Origin of the sequence: Ruminococcus sp. OM06-36AC (assembly GCF_003438725.1) — a bacterium.
Taxonomy (GTDB): domain Bacteria; phylum Bacillota; class Clostridia; order Oscillospirales; family Ruminococcaceae; genus Ruminococcus_C; species Ruminococcus_C callidus.
Genome location: NZ_QSTT01000003.1, coordinates 177,163 through 195,354 on the forward strand (window position 1 = coordinate 177,163; position 18,192 = coordinate 195,354).

The following is an 18,192-nucleotide window of genomic DNA, read 5'->3' on the forward strand; positions in this document are numbered from 1 at the left end:
TCTTTTTATTGTAGCATATTCCAATTCTGCTGTCAATCTGTATTTCCGGAATGTCCGGTGTGTCTGTTTATTTTTTTACAAACACGCAAAAAAAGCACCGCATTTTGCAGTGCTTTCATTCCGTGCAGTGCAGTTCTCACAACAGCAGTTTTCCCAGTGTTTCCACGCTGTCGGTCACCCAGTCTGCACCATATTGTTCCAGTTCACCGGCTTCCGCGTAGCCGTACCGCACCCCGATGCAGGGCACGCGGCATTCCTTTGCTCCGAGGACATCGTGCTTCCGGTCGCCGATCATCACCGTCTGCGGCGGCTCCTGCTCCGGCAGTCCCAGCCGACGCAGTGCCAGACGAATCATGTCCGCCTTGGTTTCGCCCGCCCGATGAATGTCACAGCCGGCCACAGCCGTAAAGTACTTAAACAGGTCAAAATGCTCCAGGATCCGGAGCGTATAGACCTCCGGCTTGGAAGTCGCCACTGCCAGCACATAGCCGTGTTCCCGCAGCTGTTCCAGCAGCTCCGGAATCCCGTCATACACCGCATTTTCCAGCAGCCCTACAGTGGAGAACCGTTTCCGGTACTGCTCCACCGCAAAGGCAGCACGTGCCGGCGGCATGCCGCAGAACTCCTGAAAGGAATCCAGCAGCGGCGGTCCGATAAACGGCCGCAGCTTTTCCGCATCCGGCTCCGGTGTACCGCATTGTTCCAGTGCGTACTGCACACAGCGGAGAATCCCCTCTGCGGAGTCGGTCAGTGTGCCGTCCAGATCAAACAGCAGATACCGGAGGTCTTTCGGTAACGCTTTCATGCTCAGCCTCCCAGTGCGATCATGCGGTCAATGCAGCAGCGTGCCTTGGCAATGGTCTTGCTGTTCAGCTGGATCTCCGTGCCCTCGCCGTCTTTCAGAATGTGGTAAATGTCCATCAGCGTGGTGGACTTCATATTCTCACAGATCAGCTTCTTTGCCAGCGGATAGAACCGCTTTTCCGGACAAGCATTTTGCAGCGTTTCTGCAATGCTGATCTCTGTGCCGATAATGAATTCCTTTGCGTCCGACTGCATGGCATAATTCACGATGCCGGAAGTCGAACCGATATAGTCCGCCTGCTCACAGACTACCGGACGGCACTCCGGATGCACCAGCATCAACGCATGGGGGTGTGCTTCCTTTGCCCGACGCACGTCCTTTGCCGTCAGTGCCGCATGGATCGGGCAGCCGCCCTGCAACAGCTTGATCTTCTTTTCCGGCAGCTGCTGCTGGACAAAGGAACCCAGATTGCAGTCCGGAATAAAGAGAATCTTGTCATTGCTCAGCTGCGAAACGATCTTGACCGCAGAAGAAGAAGTCACACAGACATCGCAAATGGTTTTCAGTTCCGCGGTGGTGTTGATGTATGCCACAACGGTATAGTCCGGATACTGCATCTTCACCGCACGGATCATCTCTTTATCCATCTGTTCTGCCATAGGACAGCCTGCCGTGGGGTTGGACAGGTATACGTTTTTTTCAGGAGAAAGGATCTTCACAGTTTCCGCCATGAACCGCACGCCGCACATGAGCACGTTCTTCTGCGGTGTATCCTTTGCCTTCACGCTCAGAGCATAGGAATCTCCGGTAAAGTCAGCAATTTCCAGAATATCACTGGTCTGATAGCTGTGTGCCAGAATACAAAAGTCGCGTTCTTTTTTCAGCCGCAGGATCTCCTCTTGAATCTCACGTATTTTCATAATCTCAATTCCTTTCGGGACAGTGTACTTCACGCCACAATTTCTCATCTTCGCTAAAAAATATGTGATTTATACTTGCATTTGCAAAAATAGATAAACTTATTCTAGTATAGCATAACAAATGGAGTTTGTCAAGATTTTCACAGGATATTTACATAGGAAAATGCTATGTTTTGTTTTTGTAAAGGACGTACTTTATGCAGGGCTGCCATAGAAGGACGAAGGCATATTTCAGCCCTTCAAACAGAATCCACATTTTTCACTTCGGAAATTTGTGCAAAAAAGGCACTTCACAAAATGCAAAAAGTATGTTATAATGATATTATGCATTCCTTGTGCATTTCCAACAGATTCCGAAAGCGATTTCATGCTTCATTTTAACAATTTTACTATTTACAGAAAGAAGGCTCTGCCCATGCAAAAAGAGGCACGCATCATTGGTATATGTCTTTCCCGCGTACAGGAAGAATACAGACTGCAATGTATCAAAGCATTCAATCAACATGCTTCTGCAAAAGGATACCGCCTTTTTATATTCAATACAAAATCCGACTTTTTTCTGCCGCCGACCCCGACAGACTTCGGCGAGATGACTGTATATCAGCTGATCCCCTATGATCTGCTGGACGCAATGATCCTCTTTCCGGATACCATTTACAGAGATTCCATTCTGAACGACATTCTGGAGAACTGCCGCAGCCGGCAGATCCCAGTACTGACGATCGATAAGGCTCTGGAGGGCTGCATCAATTTCCGGTTCGACTATGCCAACTCGTTTGAAAAACTCTGCCGCCATGTGGTGGAAGTCCACCACGCCAGAACGCTGTTCATGCTTGCCGGATTTGCAGAAAATAATTTTTCCAATGAACGGATCGCCGCATTTCAGAAAGTCCTGCAAGAATACGGGCTGTCGCAGGAGAACTGCCGTATTGCATACGGGGATTTCTGGGAAAAGCCTGCAATAGAAGCCATGGAAAAGTGGTTTGTAGAAGATAAACTGCCGATCCCTGATGCAATTATCTGTGCCAACGACACCATGGCGATTACAGCCAGTCAGTTTCTGCAAAACCTCGGCTATCGAATACCAGAGGACTGCATCATCACCGGATTTGACGGTATCTCACAGGCAAGCTATCACGTGCCGCACCTCACCACCTGCACGCAGGACTATGACACTATGGGACGGCTGGTCATCGAAGCAGTAGAAAAGCTGTGGCTGGGACAGCCTGTAGAACCTTCCACCGTTGTGGATTTTTACGTGCGGTTCTCCCAGTCCTGCGGCTGTGAGGCAGTCGGCTCGGTCAATGTCAATACCATTTTGCAGAACGTGCTGGATCAGCTGAAGCTTTCCAACGAACGGCAGGAGCTGACATGTCAGGTACAGTCCGCTGTCACCAGCATGGCCTCACTGTCGGAACTGCCGGAGATCATTCTGGATAAATTCATCTTCCACACCATAGTCTTTGCCCTGAATGACGACCTGTTCTGTGCTCCGGAATTCGGCGAGGGAAAACAGAAAAAACAGGCATTCAGTGAAAATGTCAACGTCCTCTGCCAGCGGTACTTCTGGAATCCCGAGGAGCCCTGTGTGACCTCCCGAAACACACTGATCCCAGATCTGAACAGGCTGCTGGAACGGGAAGATCCTGTGATCTTCAGTGCCCTGCATTTTCTGGATCTCACTATGGGCTACTGTGCATTCCAGACGGACATCTCCTATGATTCCTACGAAAAGATCAACAGCTTCATGAATGCCATGGGTTCTGCACTGGGGATCTTCCATTCCCAGATGCACACCAAATCCATCAATATGCAGCTGAAAAGCGTCAACAGCGAACTGGAAAAGCTGTATGTGCACGACCATATGACCGGACTTCTGAACCGCCGCGGTTTCTACCGCCAGTTCCGGCAACAGCTGACGGAGAGCAAGGGAAAGGACATGAGCGTGATCATCATTTCTGCCGATCTGGACGGACTGAAGCACATCAACGATACCTACGGACACACCGAGGGCGACAACGCCATCAGCACAGTGGGCAAAGCATTGATGACCAGTGCCATTCAGGGAGAAGTCTGCTCTCGTTTTGGCGGGGACGAATTCACCGTTGCCGGTGTCATTGCAGACATGGACGACAACTATTTCGAAAGCTTCCGTGAGAGATTCCGTGAGTATCTGCGGCAGTATAATCAGATCTCCCGCAAACACTATCTGGTGGAATCCAGTATCGGCTTCTGCTTTCAGAAACTGGAAGACGAGATTGATCTGGATCAGATGATCAAAATTGCCGACGACCGCATGTATGAGGACAAAGTGCAGCGACGAAAAGCCCGCCGCTGATCCGACAAAAAGGTGGTGACATTTTATGCATGAAAAAGAAATCGTTTCTTCTGCCCTGCTCTACCGCGATCAGGCAGATCTCAAAAATTTTCTGAAGGAACAATGCCGCACAGCTCCGCCGGATTGTTCATGGCTGGTTCTGATACATACCTGTTGTCACAGTCCCGCCAGTGCCGTCGCGATCGCACAGCACGTGAAAGAAGTTCTTCCCGATGCCGCAGTTCTCGGCACCAGTGCAGCCGCCGTCATTCATCACGGCAGCATCTATACGGACCAGTGCCTGCTGCACATCACCCGATTCCGCCGGACACGTCCGGAAATTTTCCGGCTTTCCCTGGACGGCAAAACACCGGAGGAGCTGGCGGAAGAAGCCGCAGAGAACTTCCCCGCAGACAGCCGTGCCCTGTTTGCATTTTTCACAGATCAGTACATGCACATGCAGCCGTTCCTGCAACATCTGGAACAGCTGCGGCAGCACATTCCCGCTGCCGGCGGCATGATCAGTGCCAACACATTCGGTGCGTTTTCCTTTGATGAAAGCGGGGTTTATCCTCACAACGCCGTGTTTGCCGTTCTGTGCGGCACCACGCTACGCACATGGAGCGGTGTAGTTCAGGGGCAGGAAGCATTCGGCGAAACATATACCATTACCAAAACCGAGCAGGACAGTATTCTGGAAGTAGATCACCAGCCGGCATCTCAATGGTTTCAGCAGAAGCTGGAGGAGATCTGCCACACTAAGCCCTGTCCGATCTGTTCGGAACTGCTGATGCGGTTTCCGCTGGCATTACAGCAGGTGGGTACACAAAGCCAGTTTTTGAGCTATAGTGAACCGCAAAACCGCATACAGACCTATTCCAACTGGCTGCCGGCAGGCACACGCTTCCGTATGGCATATCTCAGCCCTCTGACTGCTGTGGCAGAGCTGCGGGAGTGCTGTGCAGAACTGAACACCACGCCCTGTCAGACGATCCTTGCCTATCCGGGAACGCTGCACTACTCTGCCATGACAAACTGCACTGCATGGGAACTGCGGGCACTTCGCAGCAGCCGCATTTGCGGAGCATTTCTGCACGGAGAGATCGCCGCGGCAGAAGAACACAATCAAGTCTATGTGGGAGCTGATACGCTGTTCGGTATGACAGAATCGGAACACGACTATCTGCCCATTGACCAGACCCTGCTGGACGATTTACAGGGACTGGATGCCGACTGGCACAACATCGATCAATATCTGGAACATGCACAGCAGCAAACAACGATTTCCTCTGCTTCCCGACAGATCATGCAGCAGGAGATCCTGCTTCGCAGCAATACATTTTTAGATAAGGAAACGGAGCTGGAAAATCTCGTGAAATTCAAGTTCGACGACAAAAAACATCGATACAACAAGATCTGCATGATCTCCATTGAAAAGGGGATCCTGATCTCCGGTCGCCGTGGTTCCAAGGTATGGAACCAGCTGATGCGGGAAAATATTCAGCAGGTGATCCGTACGCTGCATGACACGGAGCTTTTCTTTTACTGCAACGATAAATGGTCGTTTTTCTTCACCGCCGAGCCGGAATATCCGGACGATAAATTTCTGGAACAGGCAGAAATGGCGTTCCATGAATGCGGCTATTACTTCTGCAAGGAATTGAACATCACAGCAGTCAACGCCTTTTATGTCGTCATCGGCGAAACCGATCTGCTGGAAAAGATACAGCTTTGCATGTCTGCCACGGCAGACCACAATGCCCGCTTTTATCTGTACAACAAGGATAATGCCGAAACCATGAAGCAAATGGACGAAAAGCTGCGTATGACCAACATCATCAGCGATGCCATTTTGTATGACCGCATTGTCCCCTACTTCCAGCCCATTCGTGACAACCGCACACAGGAGATCACCAAGTATGAAGCCCTGATGCGGCTGTCCGACAAGGATCATAACATCTATGCTCCGGGGCAGTTTCTGGAAATCGCCAAGGACTATCACCTGTACCTACAGCTTTCCCAGCTGATGATCAGAAAGGTACTGGAACTGTTCCGCGACCGCACAGAAAGTGTGTTCCTGAACCTGTCCGCCTATGACATCAGTTCCGAAGCCAGCCGTTCCATGCTGTATGAACTGTTGAGCAATTTGCCGCAGGAGGCATGCGGACGCATTACCTTTGAAATTCTGGAATCGGAGAAAATCCGCGATTTCAACGAAATGGTGAACTTCCTGAACGAGATCCGCAAGTTCGGCGTGAAAATTGCCATTGACGATTTCGGAGCAGGCTTCTCCAACTTCACGGCGATTCTCCGCGTCAATCCGGACTTTATCAAGATCGACGGCGACCTCATTATCAACTGCGATAAGGATCCGATGAAGCAGCTTTGTTTGCAGGCAATCTCTGACATTGCCAAGGGCATTGATGCGGAACTGATCGCAGAGCACGTGGAAAACAGCGGCGAACAGCAGACGGTAGAATCTACCAATATCCAGTATACACAGGGGTACTATTTCTCCAAGCCTTTGCCTTATCAGAATCTGGAACAGAAGAAAAAGGACTGATTTTCGTGTAATCTTCGGGTGATACTGAAATCTTACAGTACAAGTAAAATGCGAACTCTTTTCTTTTTTTGCTTCTTTTATTCTTTTCAGTAAAGAAGTGGCGGGTCGCCACTGACCTTACGCCCCAATTTCAACTGTGAAAAGGGTAGTGTTACGGCGGCAGCAGCCGCCTGTATGCCCCGCCGGGGAATTTTTGTTGATAAGAATCTATGAAGGAAAGTTTCTTGTGTAATCTTCGGGTGATGCATTGCCGCATAGTACAGGTGAAACGTGAACTCTTTTCTTTTTTTGCTTCTTTTTTTCTTTTCAGTAAAGAAAAAAAGAAGCGTAACTCCTTGTGAAATCGGTTGTACATGAAAGATGATAAACGGATAAACTTGCAAACGCCGTACAAAATAAGGTTACCCGCCTGCACAAGCAACATCTCAAAGAACCAACACTGCAAATACAGGCAAGGGCAACCACCGGCGTTGGCAAGCCCCAGGCGGACAGCGAGTGCAACGAGCGAATTCCGCCGGACGGTTTCAGTTCGGCTGCACTAGAAGCTGCACTTCATGTAGGAACCCCTCCACCGCCTAACGGCGGTTCCCCTCGTACTGAGCGGTCCCCTCTGCCCTGCGGGCATCTCCCCACCCCGTGGGGAGTCACCCCTTTCAGGGGAGGCTTATTTACAGCATGCAAACAAGCTGCACTTCGCGGCTGACGCGGGGCGATGTAGGCATTGCCCACTACACATTCCAAGCAAAAACAAAAACAGGCTGTTGTACCTCTTGCACCGGTACAACAGCCTGTTCTATTTCTACAAATTCGCCGCGTGCTTAGTCATCACTGTCCAGCTTCAGCACGCTCATAAATGCTTCCTGCGGAACTTCTACCGAGCCCAGCTGCCGCATTCTCTTTTTACCCTCTTTCTGCTTCTCCAGTAGCTTTTTCTTACGGGTAATGTCGCCGCCGTAGCACTTGGCAAGCACGTCTTTCCGCATGGCCTTGATGGTTTCTCTGGCAATGACCTTGCCGCCGATCGCCGCCTGTACCGGCACCTCAAACAGCTGCCGCGGAATGTTCTCTTTCAGCTTCTCCACGATTTTTCTTGCCCGTTCGTATGCCTTGTCGGTGTGAATGATAAACGACAGAGCATCGACAATTTCGCCGTTCAGCAGTACGTCCAGTTTCACCAGCTTGGATTCCATATAGTCGCTGACTTCATAATCAAAAGATGCATAGCCGCGGGTGCGGGATTTCAGCACATCAAAGAAGTCGTACACAATTTCATTCAGCGGCAGCACATAGTGCAGGGACACGCGGGTGTCGTCCAGATACTGCATATTGACAAACACGCCGCGGCGGTTCTGGCAGAGTTCCATGACATTGCCCACAAAGTCCGCCGGTGTCAGGATCTCCGCCTTGACCATCGGTTCTTCCGCTTTGGCGATTACTGCCGGATCCGGATAGTTGGTGGGGTTGTCAATGTACTGTACTTCCCCGCTGGTCAGGGTGACACGATAGATAACAGAGGGAGCAGTGGTGATCAGATCCAGATTATACTCCCGTTCCAGACGCTCCTGAATAATCTCCATGTGCAGCAGTCCCAGAAAGCCGCAGCGGAATCCGAAGCCCAGTGCAATGGAAGTTTCCGGCTCAAAGGAAAGGGACGCGTCATTCAGCTGTAACTTTTCCAGTGCGTCCCGCAGGTCGCCGTAGCGTGCACCGTCTGCCGGATAGATACCGGAAAAGACCATGGGGTTGACCTTGCGGTAACCGGGCAGCGGTTCTGCACAGGGGCGGTCTGCATGGGTGACGGTATCACCTACGCGGGTATCGCCGATGCTCTTGATCGAAGCGGAGAGGTAGCCAACTTCGCCTGCACGAAGCACACCATCGTTGACCAGCGTGTTCGTTGTCATATAGCCGGCTTCCACAATGGTGAATTCCGCACCGGTCGCCATCAGCTTAATGGTATCCCCGACCTTGACGGTACCCTCTTTGACGCGGATATAGATGACAACGCCCTTATAGGCATCATAATAGCTGTCGAAGATCAGAGCCTGCAGCGGAGCATCCGGATCGCCCTTGGGTGCCGGAATGTCCGTCACAATTTTTTCCATGACGGCTTCGATGTTGATGCCTGCCTTTGCGGAGATCCGCGGGGCATCTTCTGCGGGAATCCCGATCACATTTTCGATCTCCTCGCAGACACGGTCAGGATCTGCAGCAGGCAGGTCGATCTTGTTGATAACCGGCACTACTTCCAGATCGTGTTCGATTGCCAGATAAGTATTTGCCAGTGTCTGGGCTTCGATGCCCTGTGAAGCATCGACTACCAGAATCGCACCCTCACAGGCGGCAAGGCTGCGGGAAACCTCATAGTTGAAGTCCACGTGACCGGGGGTGTCGATCAGGTTGAACACATAGGTTTCCCCGTCCTTGGCACGATAATTCAGACGGACTGCACGTGCCTTAATGGTGATTCCCCGTTCCCGTTCAATATCCATGTTGTCCAGGATCTGTTCTTCCATGTCCCGCTTGGCAACGGTATAGGTCTGTTCCAGAATCCGGTCTGCCAGTGTGGACTTGCCGTGGTCAATATGAGCAATGATGCAAAAATTGCGGATATGTTCCATTCTATGATCTTCCTTCCATTTGAGCCGAGCCGGCTCTGTTCCGAAATTACTCCATGGTATATTATAACGGTTTTTCAGGAGATTGTCAAGGCACAGCTTTCCCGCCGCCGCAGGAGCATGCAGTTACGTGGGATTTTTCAGCGTGGGCAGGTGGCTGGGGAGATACCCCAGCACAATTTTTTGCAGTTCCTCGTTCCAGCAGAAATACAGACGTGCCAGTCCCTTTGCCTTGATGCCGTACTTGATGTGCATGTCCAGCAGATACTTCCGGTCGTCCACCTGTGCCAGATAATCTTCCCGATGCACCCGCAGGGTTTCCGCCCCGCAGCGGGACACGTCCCAGCAATATCGCTGACCATACAGTTCCAGCAGTTCCTCGCTCAGGTTCCCCTGCCGGAACTTTCCATAGGCACTCAGATAGAGGATACCGTCACAGATCACTGCCAGATCCAGCTTGCTGCTGAATTTCCGCAGACTGTTTCTGGCACGCTGGGTAAAGATCAGGCTGTCCGAGAAATGCTTTTCCGCCCACTCTGGAATGGCTTCCTTGTCTGTGGGGAATGTCGCGGCAATGTCTGCCTTTTCCCGATAGAACTGCACGATCTCCGTAGACTGCTGATAGGAATTTTTTTTCGAATCGTATTCCTGTTCCAGAACCCGATACGCCGCATTCCGCCGTTCCAGTTCCGCTTCTTTTTCTGCCAGCTGCTTCTGATAGATTCGCAGCTGTTCCCCATTCATACGCATATCCGTGTTCTGCTGGGTAAAATCTTTCAGCTGGTTTTTCAGCTCGTCGTTTTCCTGCTGTAAGATGCGGCAGCGTTCCTCCAGCGAAAGGGTTTCCTGCTGGCTGTCCTGCAATACTGCCAGCCGTGCATCTGAATGAAACAGGATCCTGCCAAATGTAAAGGCTCCGCGTTTGAGCATCTGCCGCAGTTCCTGCTTCCGCTGGCGAGAAAAGCCGTCCATGTCCCTGGCGTACTGGGCATAGGAATAGCGTTCCGCCGTACTGCCGTGCCGAAGGATCAGCATGTCCCCCTCCTGCAACGCAAGCTTATACTTGCGGGAAAATTCTTCCAGACAGCGGTGCTCCACGAAACAGACCACCCCGAACCCCAGCAGCTTTTCCGCCAGTTTCTCAAACGGAAATACCGGCAGTTTTTCCGTCGTTTCCGCCTTTGCCGGCGAAGCTGCTTCCGGTTTGAGTTTCATCTTGCTGCTGACATGCCGCTTGACACGGCGGTTCAGCGGCTGCTGTAGGTTTTTGGTCACAGTCGATTCCGCTTCATTCATCTGCACATTGCGGTCATAAAAGTGCAGCATGTCGTTATGGGCAGAAAGCTCTGCGGAAAAGGACTGTAGTTTCGGCACAGCTGAAACGTCCAGCTGCTCCAGATCCAGCTTTTTCTGCACTGTACCGCTGTCCGCCACAACGACCAGGGGCATGTCGAAATCTGCTGCGTGACAGAGAGCATCAAAGTAGGCAATGTCGCTTTTCTTCCGAATCTCCATGGCTTTTCCGTTCAGCAGAAAACCGTTTTTGAGAAATCCCACATGGGGATTCTGTGCCAGTGCCGGAATGATCATAGGACGGAACACTTCACAGGGAGCCGTGCTGTCTGACGGTTCAGAACAAATGGTGCGGACACCCACTTCCACATCGTCCTTGCAGAGCAGGAAAGAGATCTCGGTTTCAAAAATTCTGCCGCTGACCGCAGGGCGTTCCTGCGGAGTACCCAGATTGGCACCAATGTCCGGCTCGGTGATCTGAAACGACCACAGCCCGCGGTTTTCCAGATAGATCACATCAACAGCCGCCCCCACCGAGGAGTGAAACGAGTGCAGCTGCTGCATGGAAAAGGCTTCATATTGTGCCGGCTCCGGTGTGCAAATGTCCTCTGGCAGGCTGCTGAATTTTTTCAGGCGGGAACGGAGCCAATGCAGGGTTTCCAGCACACAGATGCAGAAAACCTGTTCCGCAGGCAGTTTTTTCTGTGCCGTTCTGGCGTGGAATTGATAGGTAGGATAACGCTTGGTGGGCTGTAGGTTGGTAGTCTGATATTTCATGTACATCTCTCCTTTTCCGGAATGATTTATGCGGTGCTGCCGTTATTGGCAATACCGCACAAAGATTGTGCGGCAGATGCGTCGTCAAATTTTTCGTCAGATGAAACAAAAAGCGGAGTGAATACTTGATGTATTCACGAGCATTTTTGTGAAATATGACGGAAAATTTGCAAGCAGATGGCGTGCAAAGTCGCTAGACGCTCTTTGTGCGGTATTGCCTATTGTAATTTTTCATAGGGAGCGATTCCCACGGCATCGAAGCCGGCAATCTCGCCATATGCTGCCAGTGCAAAGTCGAACAGTTTGGCACCGATCACGCCGCCGGTGCCCTCTCCCAGACACATGTCGCAGTCCAGATAGGCACGCAGCCCCAGTGCCTCCAGTGCCAGCTTTCCGGCAGGCTCTCTGGAACAGTGAGAGGCGAACAGATACTGCCGGCAGAGAGGAACCAGCCGCACGGCACAATTCGCCGCCACCGCGGAAATAAAGCCGTCGATCAGCACCGGCACATGGTAGACTGCACCGCCCAGAAATGCCCCAGCCATACCGCAGATGTCCAGCCCGCCGACCTTGGAAAGCACATCGAGCACATCGTTCCTGTCGGGCTGGTGCAGGGCAATGGCTTTCGCAATGACTTCCACCTTGTGCCGCAGTCCCGCACCGGACAGACCGGCACCTCGTCCGGTGACCTGCTCCGGCGGCAGCTGCTGCAAAACGGAAAAGACCGCACTGGAAGTGGTGGTGTTGCCAATACCCATCTCGCCGGTGATGATCAGGTTGTAGCCGGCGGCGACCTTTTCTCCCACCAGTGCAATGCCGGTGAGAATGGCACGTTCTGCCTGCTCCCGCGTCATAGCCGGCTCATGGGCAAAGTTGCGGGTGCCGGCGGCGATCTTTCTGGAAATTATGCCGTCGCAGTGCAGTTCCTCCGCCACGCCGATGTCCACGGGAAAAACATCTGCCCCGCAGACACGGGACAGGGCGTTGACTGAAGCGATGCCCATGGTAAAATTGCGGGTAACGGCGGCAGTGACTGCCTGTGTGGTCTGCGTCACGCCCTCTGCCACAACACCGTTGTCTGCACAGAAGATCAGGACTGCCTTTTTTCGCGGCGGCAGGTTCGCCGTACCGGTAATGCCTGCCAGCTGTACCACCAGATCTTCCAGCCGCCCCAGACTGTGCAGGGGCTTGGCAATCGCGTCCCAGTGCTGTCGTGCTGTTTCCATAGCCGCGGAATCCAGTGATGAGATCTGCTGTAACATTTCTTGAAGCATGGGAGTTCCCTCTTTCTTTTCAGTATTTCCTTTCAGTTCTTGTTTTCATTATAGCACGTTTTGTCGATTTGTGCAAGGCATTGAAAAAGTGGAACTTTCCCAAAATTCAAAAGAAAACATATAATTTTTCCTATATTCTATTGACTTTTCAGATATGAGTATGGTATAATGTATAAGAGATTTTGATAAGTTTCGATTTTCATATCAAAATTAGTAAAATGAAAAGGAATTTTCCTATTATGAAAAGAATTGCAGTCGTTCTTTTGTCATTTGTCATGCTTGTATCATCAACTGCCTGCAAAAGCAATACAAGTACAACTGGCAATCATGAATCCGCAGCAGAGAATCTACAAGATTCTGAAAAGATACAACTCACCAATCAGATGACACCAACTGAACTGAAATCTGTGAGCAAACATGAACTTACACTTCTTGATGACGCTTCTGAAGCACAAACAGAATCTGCTGTAACATCAGAACATAAAGTTTGTGTTGAGTATTATGCAGCAGATGAACTTCGCGAAACTCTTGAGAATAATCGCAGCAATATGACAGAAGAAGAATGTCAAAAATTGGAGCAATTGATAAATGGCAGTGAGCAATTACCTTTAAAATATATTCTTGTAGATGATGTTTTGCTGTTATATCCCGTTCCAAACAGTGATCCCAATTATGACGGCGGCACAATTGACTTTGCACTCAGCAATGATGGTGCACAAGAAAATAAGTCCTTTGCTAATTTTGAAGAATATCTGGATTGGATTAGGGAAGACGAAAAGCAGTATGATTATTCTGATGCGGAAATTGAGAATGACATACTTCGTATGAGGATTGCCAATGAGGCATTGCAAACCGGAGAATATGAGGTGCTTCCGGCGGGAAGCATTGATGCAACAGATCAGTCCCTGTATGCCAGCAATCAAAATGCAGATTATCGAAACGTATGGGAATATGACCGCGATGCAGTAGAGAAAATCAAGGATTCTATTGACGAAATCAACATTTATGATGAGGAATTAGATGTTGATTTTTTGGTGCATGTCACTCTACCGCCGGACTATGATAACAGCAAAACATATCCCGTATTTTTTCTGACAGACGGTGTATGGCGATTTGGAAATTGTACAGAACTGAGAAGCGTCATGGAAAATGGTGAAGCAGCTCCTGTTATACTTGTCAGTCTGGGATATGATTACAACATTGACGGCACTGACAACGACAACCGCATCACCTATTTTATTCAAAAAGGCAGTATGCTGCTTGACTTTATCACGGATAATCTAATGCCGTATCTTGGAGAAAATTATTCTATTGATTATACGAATTCAACACTGTATGGACATTCCAACGGCGGCGTTTTTACACATGAAGCATTATTTCAGTCTGATTTATATGAAAATCAGCCGTTTGGGAATTACATTATTGGAAGTCCGGCATTTTGGAATTTGTATCATGAAGAACTAGGTGTTGATCCCGAAGACTACAGCAATGATTACGGCTATTTTGACAGGAATGATACACTTGATAAAAAGGTTTTTCTGTGTGGCGGAACGTTGGAAGACTCTGACTACAGCGAATACTATAACGGTCATGATACTACACTAGAAGGTTTGGAAAAGCTGAATCAGCGGCTGGAATCTCATAATGCAAATGTCACCTATCAATTATATCACACACATCACTACCAGTACATTCCGGAAATGCTGACAGCATATTTAAAGCAAACATATCCAGTAACTTAGATTTCATATTTTCATACTGATTATTTACGAAAAGAAAGGAGCGACTCCAATCGCTCCTTTTTCATTTTCAAAACCTTTTTGACTTAGAATTTACAATTGTGATACAATGCGAAATACCTGCATATAGACAACCGCCAACTTTTTTGGTATACTATATGATAAGCAAACCAAAACCACACACAGAAAGGACAGCATATGACAGAAACATTTGTGTTGGAATCCCACCATGACCGCCTGCTGCTGCATGGGCTGGTGGTTCGTCCGGAGCAGGAACCCTGTCGGGGCATTCTACAGGTGGCACACGGCATGTGCGAGCACAAGGAACGCTACCTGCCGTTCCTACAGGAAATAGCAGACCACGGCTATCTCTGCATCATTCACGACCACCGCGGACACGGTGAAAGCGTCCGCCAGCCGGAAGATCTGGGGTACTTTTATCCGGACGGCGGCACGGCGATCGTTTCCGACCTCTATCAGGTGACACGTTGGATACGGGAACAGTATCCGGAACTGCCGTTGTATCTGTTCGGGCACAGCATGGGTTCGCTGGTGGTGCGGTGCTATCTGAAACGGTATCCCGATGTGCCGGACGGTGTGTTCGTCTGCGGCTCTCCCAGTGCCGTTTTTGGCATGGGGCTGGGCGAACGGGTGCGGGCACTGCTCGCCAGGAAAAAGGGTGCACAGTATCACAGCCCGATTCTGGCAGAAGCACTGTTCGGCGGATTCCAGAAACCGTTTCGGGAAGAAGACAGACCTAACGCATGGATCTGTAGTGACCCCGCCGTGGTAGATGCATACAACGCAGATCCGCTTTGCAGCTTCAACTTTTCCCTGAACGGCTACGAAGCATTGCTCTATCTGCTGCGGACAGTCTACAGCACAGAGGACTGGCGGGTGACACAGCCGGAACTGCCGATCCGGTTTCTCTCCGGTGCAGAGGATCCCTGCCGCGACAGCGACCAGAAATTCCAGCAGGCAGCGGAACTGCTCCGCAGTGTGGGATACCAAAACGTGACCGCCAGACTGTTTCCGGCGATGCGGCACGAGATTCTCAACGAGCCGCAAAAAGAACTGGTCTATCAGGACATTCTGAAAACCATACAGATATGGGAGGAAAACCAATGAACATTCCAAAGGAAATACAGGAAAGCCGCATTGCTTGGGCGGCAAATGATGCCAAGCGGGACAGCGGCTTGCAGGAGCCGCAGGGCATAGAAAAATTCTGCGATCTGGACTACGCCGGTGACGGCATCACGGAGCACTTGCTGGACGTATACCGTCCGGTGCAAAACGGCGAAAATCTGCCGGTGCTGATCAGCATTCACGGCGGCGGCTGGTTCTACGGGGACAAGGAACTGTACCGGTTCTACTGCATGCACATGGCGGAACTGGGTTTCGTGGTGGTAAACTGCAACTATCGTCTTGCTCCGGAGCACCCCTATCCGGCTGCCATTGCCGATGTGTGTCAGGCGATTCGCTGGACACTGGCACACCGGAAGCAATACACGTCCAACCCCCACTGGTTTCTGGTAGGCGATTCCGCCGGTGCCCAGCTGGTCAGCCAGTACTGCATTCTGGCAGGAAACGCCGCCTATCGGGAACGGCTGGACTTTGCCACCTATGACCAGCTGCCGGACGGCACTGCTCTGAACTGCGGCATCTATGACATGTCACTGGAAAATATACACAAAAACATTTACACACAGGAAGCCGCTCCGGAACAGCAGAAGCTGTTTGAACAAGTTCTCACCTATATGAACAGCAGCTTTCCGCCCTCGTATCTCATGGCAAGTGTCAACGACGGACTGCGTCCCCGCACAACGCCGATGCGGCAGCGGCTGGAAGCATGCGGGATACCGTTCACCTTTGCGGAATACGGCGAGGGCGTACCGTCAGACAGCCACGTATTCCACCTGAACTTGTACAGTGAAAACGGCAAAGCCTGCAATCAGGCAGAGGCGGATTTCTTCCACCATCTGGAGCAACAGGAAACCAGACACGCCTGAATACGCAGCAATATCCAAGGGGCAACACTACCCAAACCAAATGCCCCCGACTTTTCCAAAAAAGAAAGTCGGGGGCATTTGGTTATTCATAGGGCAATTTACGCTGCTATTCTGTAGTTTCAGTTTCGCTGTCTGCGAACTGACTCTGATACAGGTTTGCATAGAAGCCCTTCTGTGCCATCAGCGAATCGTGCGTTCCCTGTTCCAGCACATTTCCCTGATTCATCACCAGAATCCAGTCTGCACTTTTGATCGTGGAAAGACGGTGAGCAATGATAAAGCTGGTCTTGCCTGCCATCAGCTTTTCAAATGCCTTCTGGATCCGCTGCTCCGTCCGCAGGTCAATGCTGCTGGTGGCTTCGTCCAGAATCAGGAACGGCGGGTCTGTCAGCATGATGCGGGCAATGCAGAGCAGCTGCTTCTGTCCCTGTGACAAGCCGCTGCCGTCCTCTGTCAGCACCGTGTCATATCCCTTGGGCAGCCGGCGGATAAAGCCGTCTGCATAGGCAGCTTTCGCCGCAGCCACGATTTCTTCCCGTGTCGCGTCCGGTCGGCTGTAGGCGATATTTTCCGCAATACTTCCCGTGAACAGCCACGTTTCCTGTAATACCATACCGTAGCAGGCACGCAGGCTGTCCCGTGTGACACCGGCAATGTTCTGCCCTGCCACGGAAATTTCGCCGCCGTCTACGTCATAGAACCGCAGCAGCAGATTGATCAGTGTAGTCTTGCCGCAGCCGGTAGGCCCTACAATGGCGATTCGCTGTCCGCAGTGTACGTCCAGATTGAAATCCGTAATCAGCGGACGGTCTGGCACATAGGAAAATTTCACATGGGAAAGCTGCATGGTGCCGTTGCAGTTTTGCAGTTCCGGCAGATGGCTGTCGTCCGACTCCGCCGGTTCGTCAATGACTGCAAACACACGCTTTGCGGAAGCAACGGCGTTTTGCAGTTCTGCCACCACGCCGCTGATCTCGTTGAATGGCTTGGTGTACTGGTTGGCATAGGTGAGGAAGCTTGCCAGCTGACCAACGGTGATCACACCGATCAGCGGCACATTGCCTGTAGCTGCCAGTGCTCCGCAGACACCCACAGCGGCATAGATCAGAGCGTTGACAAAACGTGTCACCGGATTGGTGATTGAACCGAAAAATGTTGCCTTTGCTCCGGTCTGCTGCAATTCGGTATTGTATACGTCAAACCGTTCTTCCGCACGCTTTTCATAGGTAAACGCCTTGACTACTTTCTGGGAGCCGATCATCTCCTCCACCAGACCGCCCAGTGCTCCGCGGGCATCGGAGGATTTCAGATAGGAGGAACGGGACATCTGTGTAATTTTCGCCGCAACCAGCAGGGAGATCGGCGTGAGAATGACTACCAGAATGGTAATGCGAATGTTGATCGTCAGCATAAAGATCAGCGTACCCAGAATGGTGAAAATACCAGTGACAAACTGGGTGAACGCCTGTAGAAAACCGTCAGAAATGATCTCCATATCCGAAACGGCTCTGCCGATCAGATCCCCTCTCGCCTGTCCGTCGATGTACCGCAGCGGGACATGCTGCAAGTGGCTGAACAGGTCGCACCGCAGGTCGCGAATGGTGTGTGCCGCCAGACGGTTGGTACAGAGGGACATGAGCCACTGGAACAGGGCACTGACAGCAATGGTCAGTGCCAGAACGATGATGATTTTCCACAGCTGTGGAAAGTCTACCTCGTGTACAGCAACCACGCAGTCCACTGCCTTACCAATGAGGATCGGCACAAACAGGGAAAGTCCTGTGCCGATCAACGCAAAGAGCAGCATTCCCAGCAGTTCCTTGCGGCACGGCTTGGTATACGATAAAATTCGCCGAATGACTGTCAGCATAAACTTT

The 18,192-nt window shown here is 51.0% G+C and carries 11 protein-coding genes; 5 read left to right on the plus strand and 6 right to left on the minus strand.

The features are described 5' to 3' along the window. Positions 1 to 136 precede the first annotated feature (136 nt). Together DXB92_RS04495 and nadA are read right to left on the minus strand one after the other, a co-directional pair. Positions 137 to 805, minus strand: a complete 669-nt coding sequence (locus tag DXB92_RS04495) for an HAD hydrolase-like protein (RefSeq protein ID WP_117732711.1) — start codon at positions 803 to 805, stop codon at positions 137 to 139. 2 nt (positions 806 to 807) lie between these two features. Continuing rightward, positions 808 to 1,725: a quinolinate synthase NadA gene (gene nadA / locus DXB92_RS04500; RefSeq protein ID WP_117732713.1), complete on the minus strand. Its 918-nt coding sequence runs from the start codon at positions 1,723 to 1,725 to the stop codon at positions 808 to 810. 415 nt (positions 1,726 to 2,140) lie between these two features. Between nadA and DXB92_RS04505 the strand changes: the two genes are divergently transcribed. Next, a complete protein-coding gene (locus DXB92_RS04505) occupies positions 2,141 to 4,063 on the plus strand; it encodes a GGDEF domain-containing protein (protein ID WP_181976899.1) in 1,923 nt (640 codons plus the stop codon). A gap of 25 nt (positions 4,064 to 4,088) precedes the next feature. Then, positions 4,089 to 6,605: an EAL domain-containing protein gene (locus DXB92_RS04510; protein ID WP_117732716.1), complete on the plus strand. Its 2,517-nt coding sequence runs from the start codon at positions 4,089 to 4,091 to the stop codon at positions 6,603 to 6,605. An 818-nt stretch (positions 6,606 to 7,423) separates the two neighbouring features. Here the strand turns inward: DXB92_RS04510 and lepA are convergent. The 3 genes from lepA to cobT all read right to left on the minus strand — a co-directional run bounded on the left by lepA (position 7,424) and on the right by cobT (position 12,567). After that, a complete protein-coding gene (lepA, locus tag DXB92_RS04515) occupies positions 7,424 to 9,226 on the minus strand; it encodes a translation elongation factor 4 (RefSeq protein WP_021681234.1) in 1,803 nt (600 codons plus the stop codon). Positions 9,227 to 9,349: 123 nt separating this feature from the next. Then, positions 9,350 to 11,293, minus strand: a complete 1,944-nt coding sequence (locus tag DXB92_RS04520) for a hypothetical protein (RefSeq protein ID WP_040646871.1) — start codon at positions 11,291 to 11,293, stop codon at positions 9,350 to 9,352. Between the two features lie 218 nt (positions 11,294 to 11,511). Continuing rightward, positions 11,512 to 12,567, minus strand: a complete 1,056-nt coding sequence (gene cobT, locus DXB92_RS04525; protein ID WP_117732718.1) for a nicotinate-nucleotide--dimethylbenzimidazole phosphoribosyltransferase — start codon at positions 12,565 to 12,567, stop codon at positions 11,512 to 11,514. 239 nt (positions 12,568 to 12,806) lie between these two features. Here cobT and DXB92_RS04530 point away from each other — a divergent pair, with 239 nt between their 5' ends. The 3 genes from DXB92_RS04530 (at position 12,807) to DXB92_RS04540 (ending at position 16,315) form a co-directional block, all read left to right on the plus strand. Continuing rightward, positions 12,807 to 14,309 carry an alpha/beta hydrolase-fold protein gene (locus DXB92_RS04530; protein WP_040646870.1) on the plus strand — a complete coding sequence of 501 codons (1,503 nt, stop codon included), beginning with the start codon at positions 12,807 to 12,809 and terminating at the stop codon, positions 14,307 to 14,309. A gap of 195 nt (positions 14,310 to 14,504) precedes the next feature. Further along, the gene (locus DXB92_RS04535; protein ID WP_117732720.1) at positions 14,505 to 15,434 is read left to right on the plus strand and encodes an alpha/beta fold hydrolase; all 930 of its coding nucleotides are present in this window, start codon (positions 14,505 to 14,507) and stop codon (positions 15,432 to 15,434) included. Continuing rightward, on the plus strand, positions 15,431 to 16,315 hold the full coding sequence (locus DXB92_RS04540; RefSeq protein ID WP_181976900.1) for an alpha/beta hydrolase: 885 nt from the start codon (positions 15,431 to 15,433) through the stop codon (positions 16,313 to 16,315). The genes DXB92_RS04535 and DXB92_RS04540 overlap by 4 nt, the downstream gene beginning before the upstream one ends. A gap of 106 nt (positions 16,316 to 16,421) precedes the next feature. On the opposite strand, the gene DXB92_RS04545 is transcribed toward DXB92_RS04540, so the two are convergent. Then, positions 16,422 to 18,185: an ABC transporter ATP-binding protein gene (locus DXB92_RS04545; protein WP_117732724.1), complete on the minus strand. Its 1,764-nt coding sequence runs from the start codon at positions 18,183 to 18,185 to the stop codon at positions 16,422 to 16,424. Between the last annotated feature and the right edge of the window lie 7 nt (positions 18,186 to 18,192).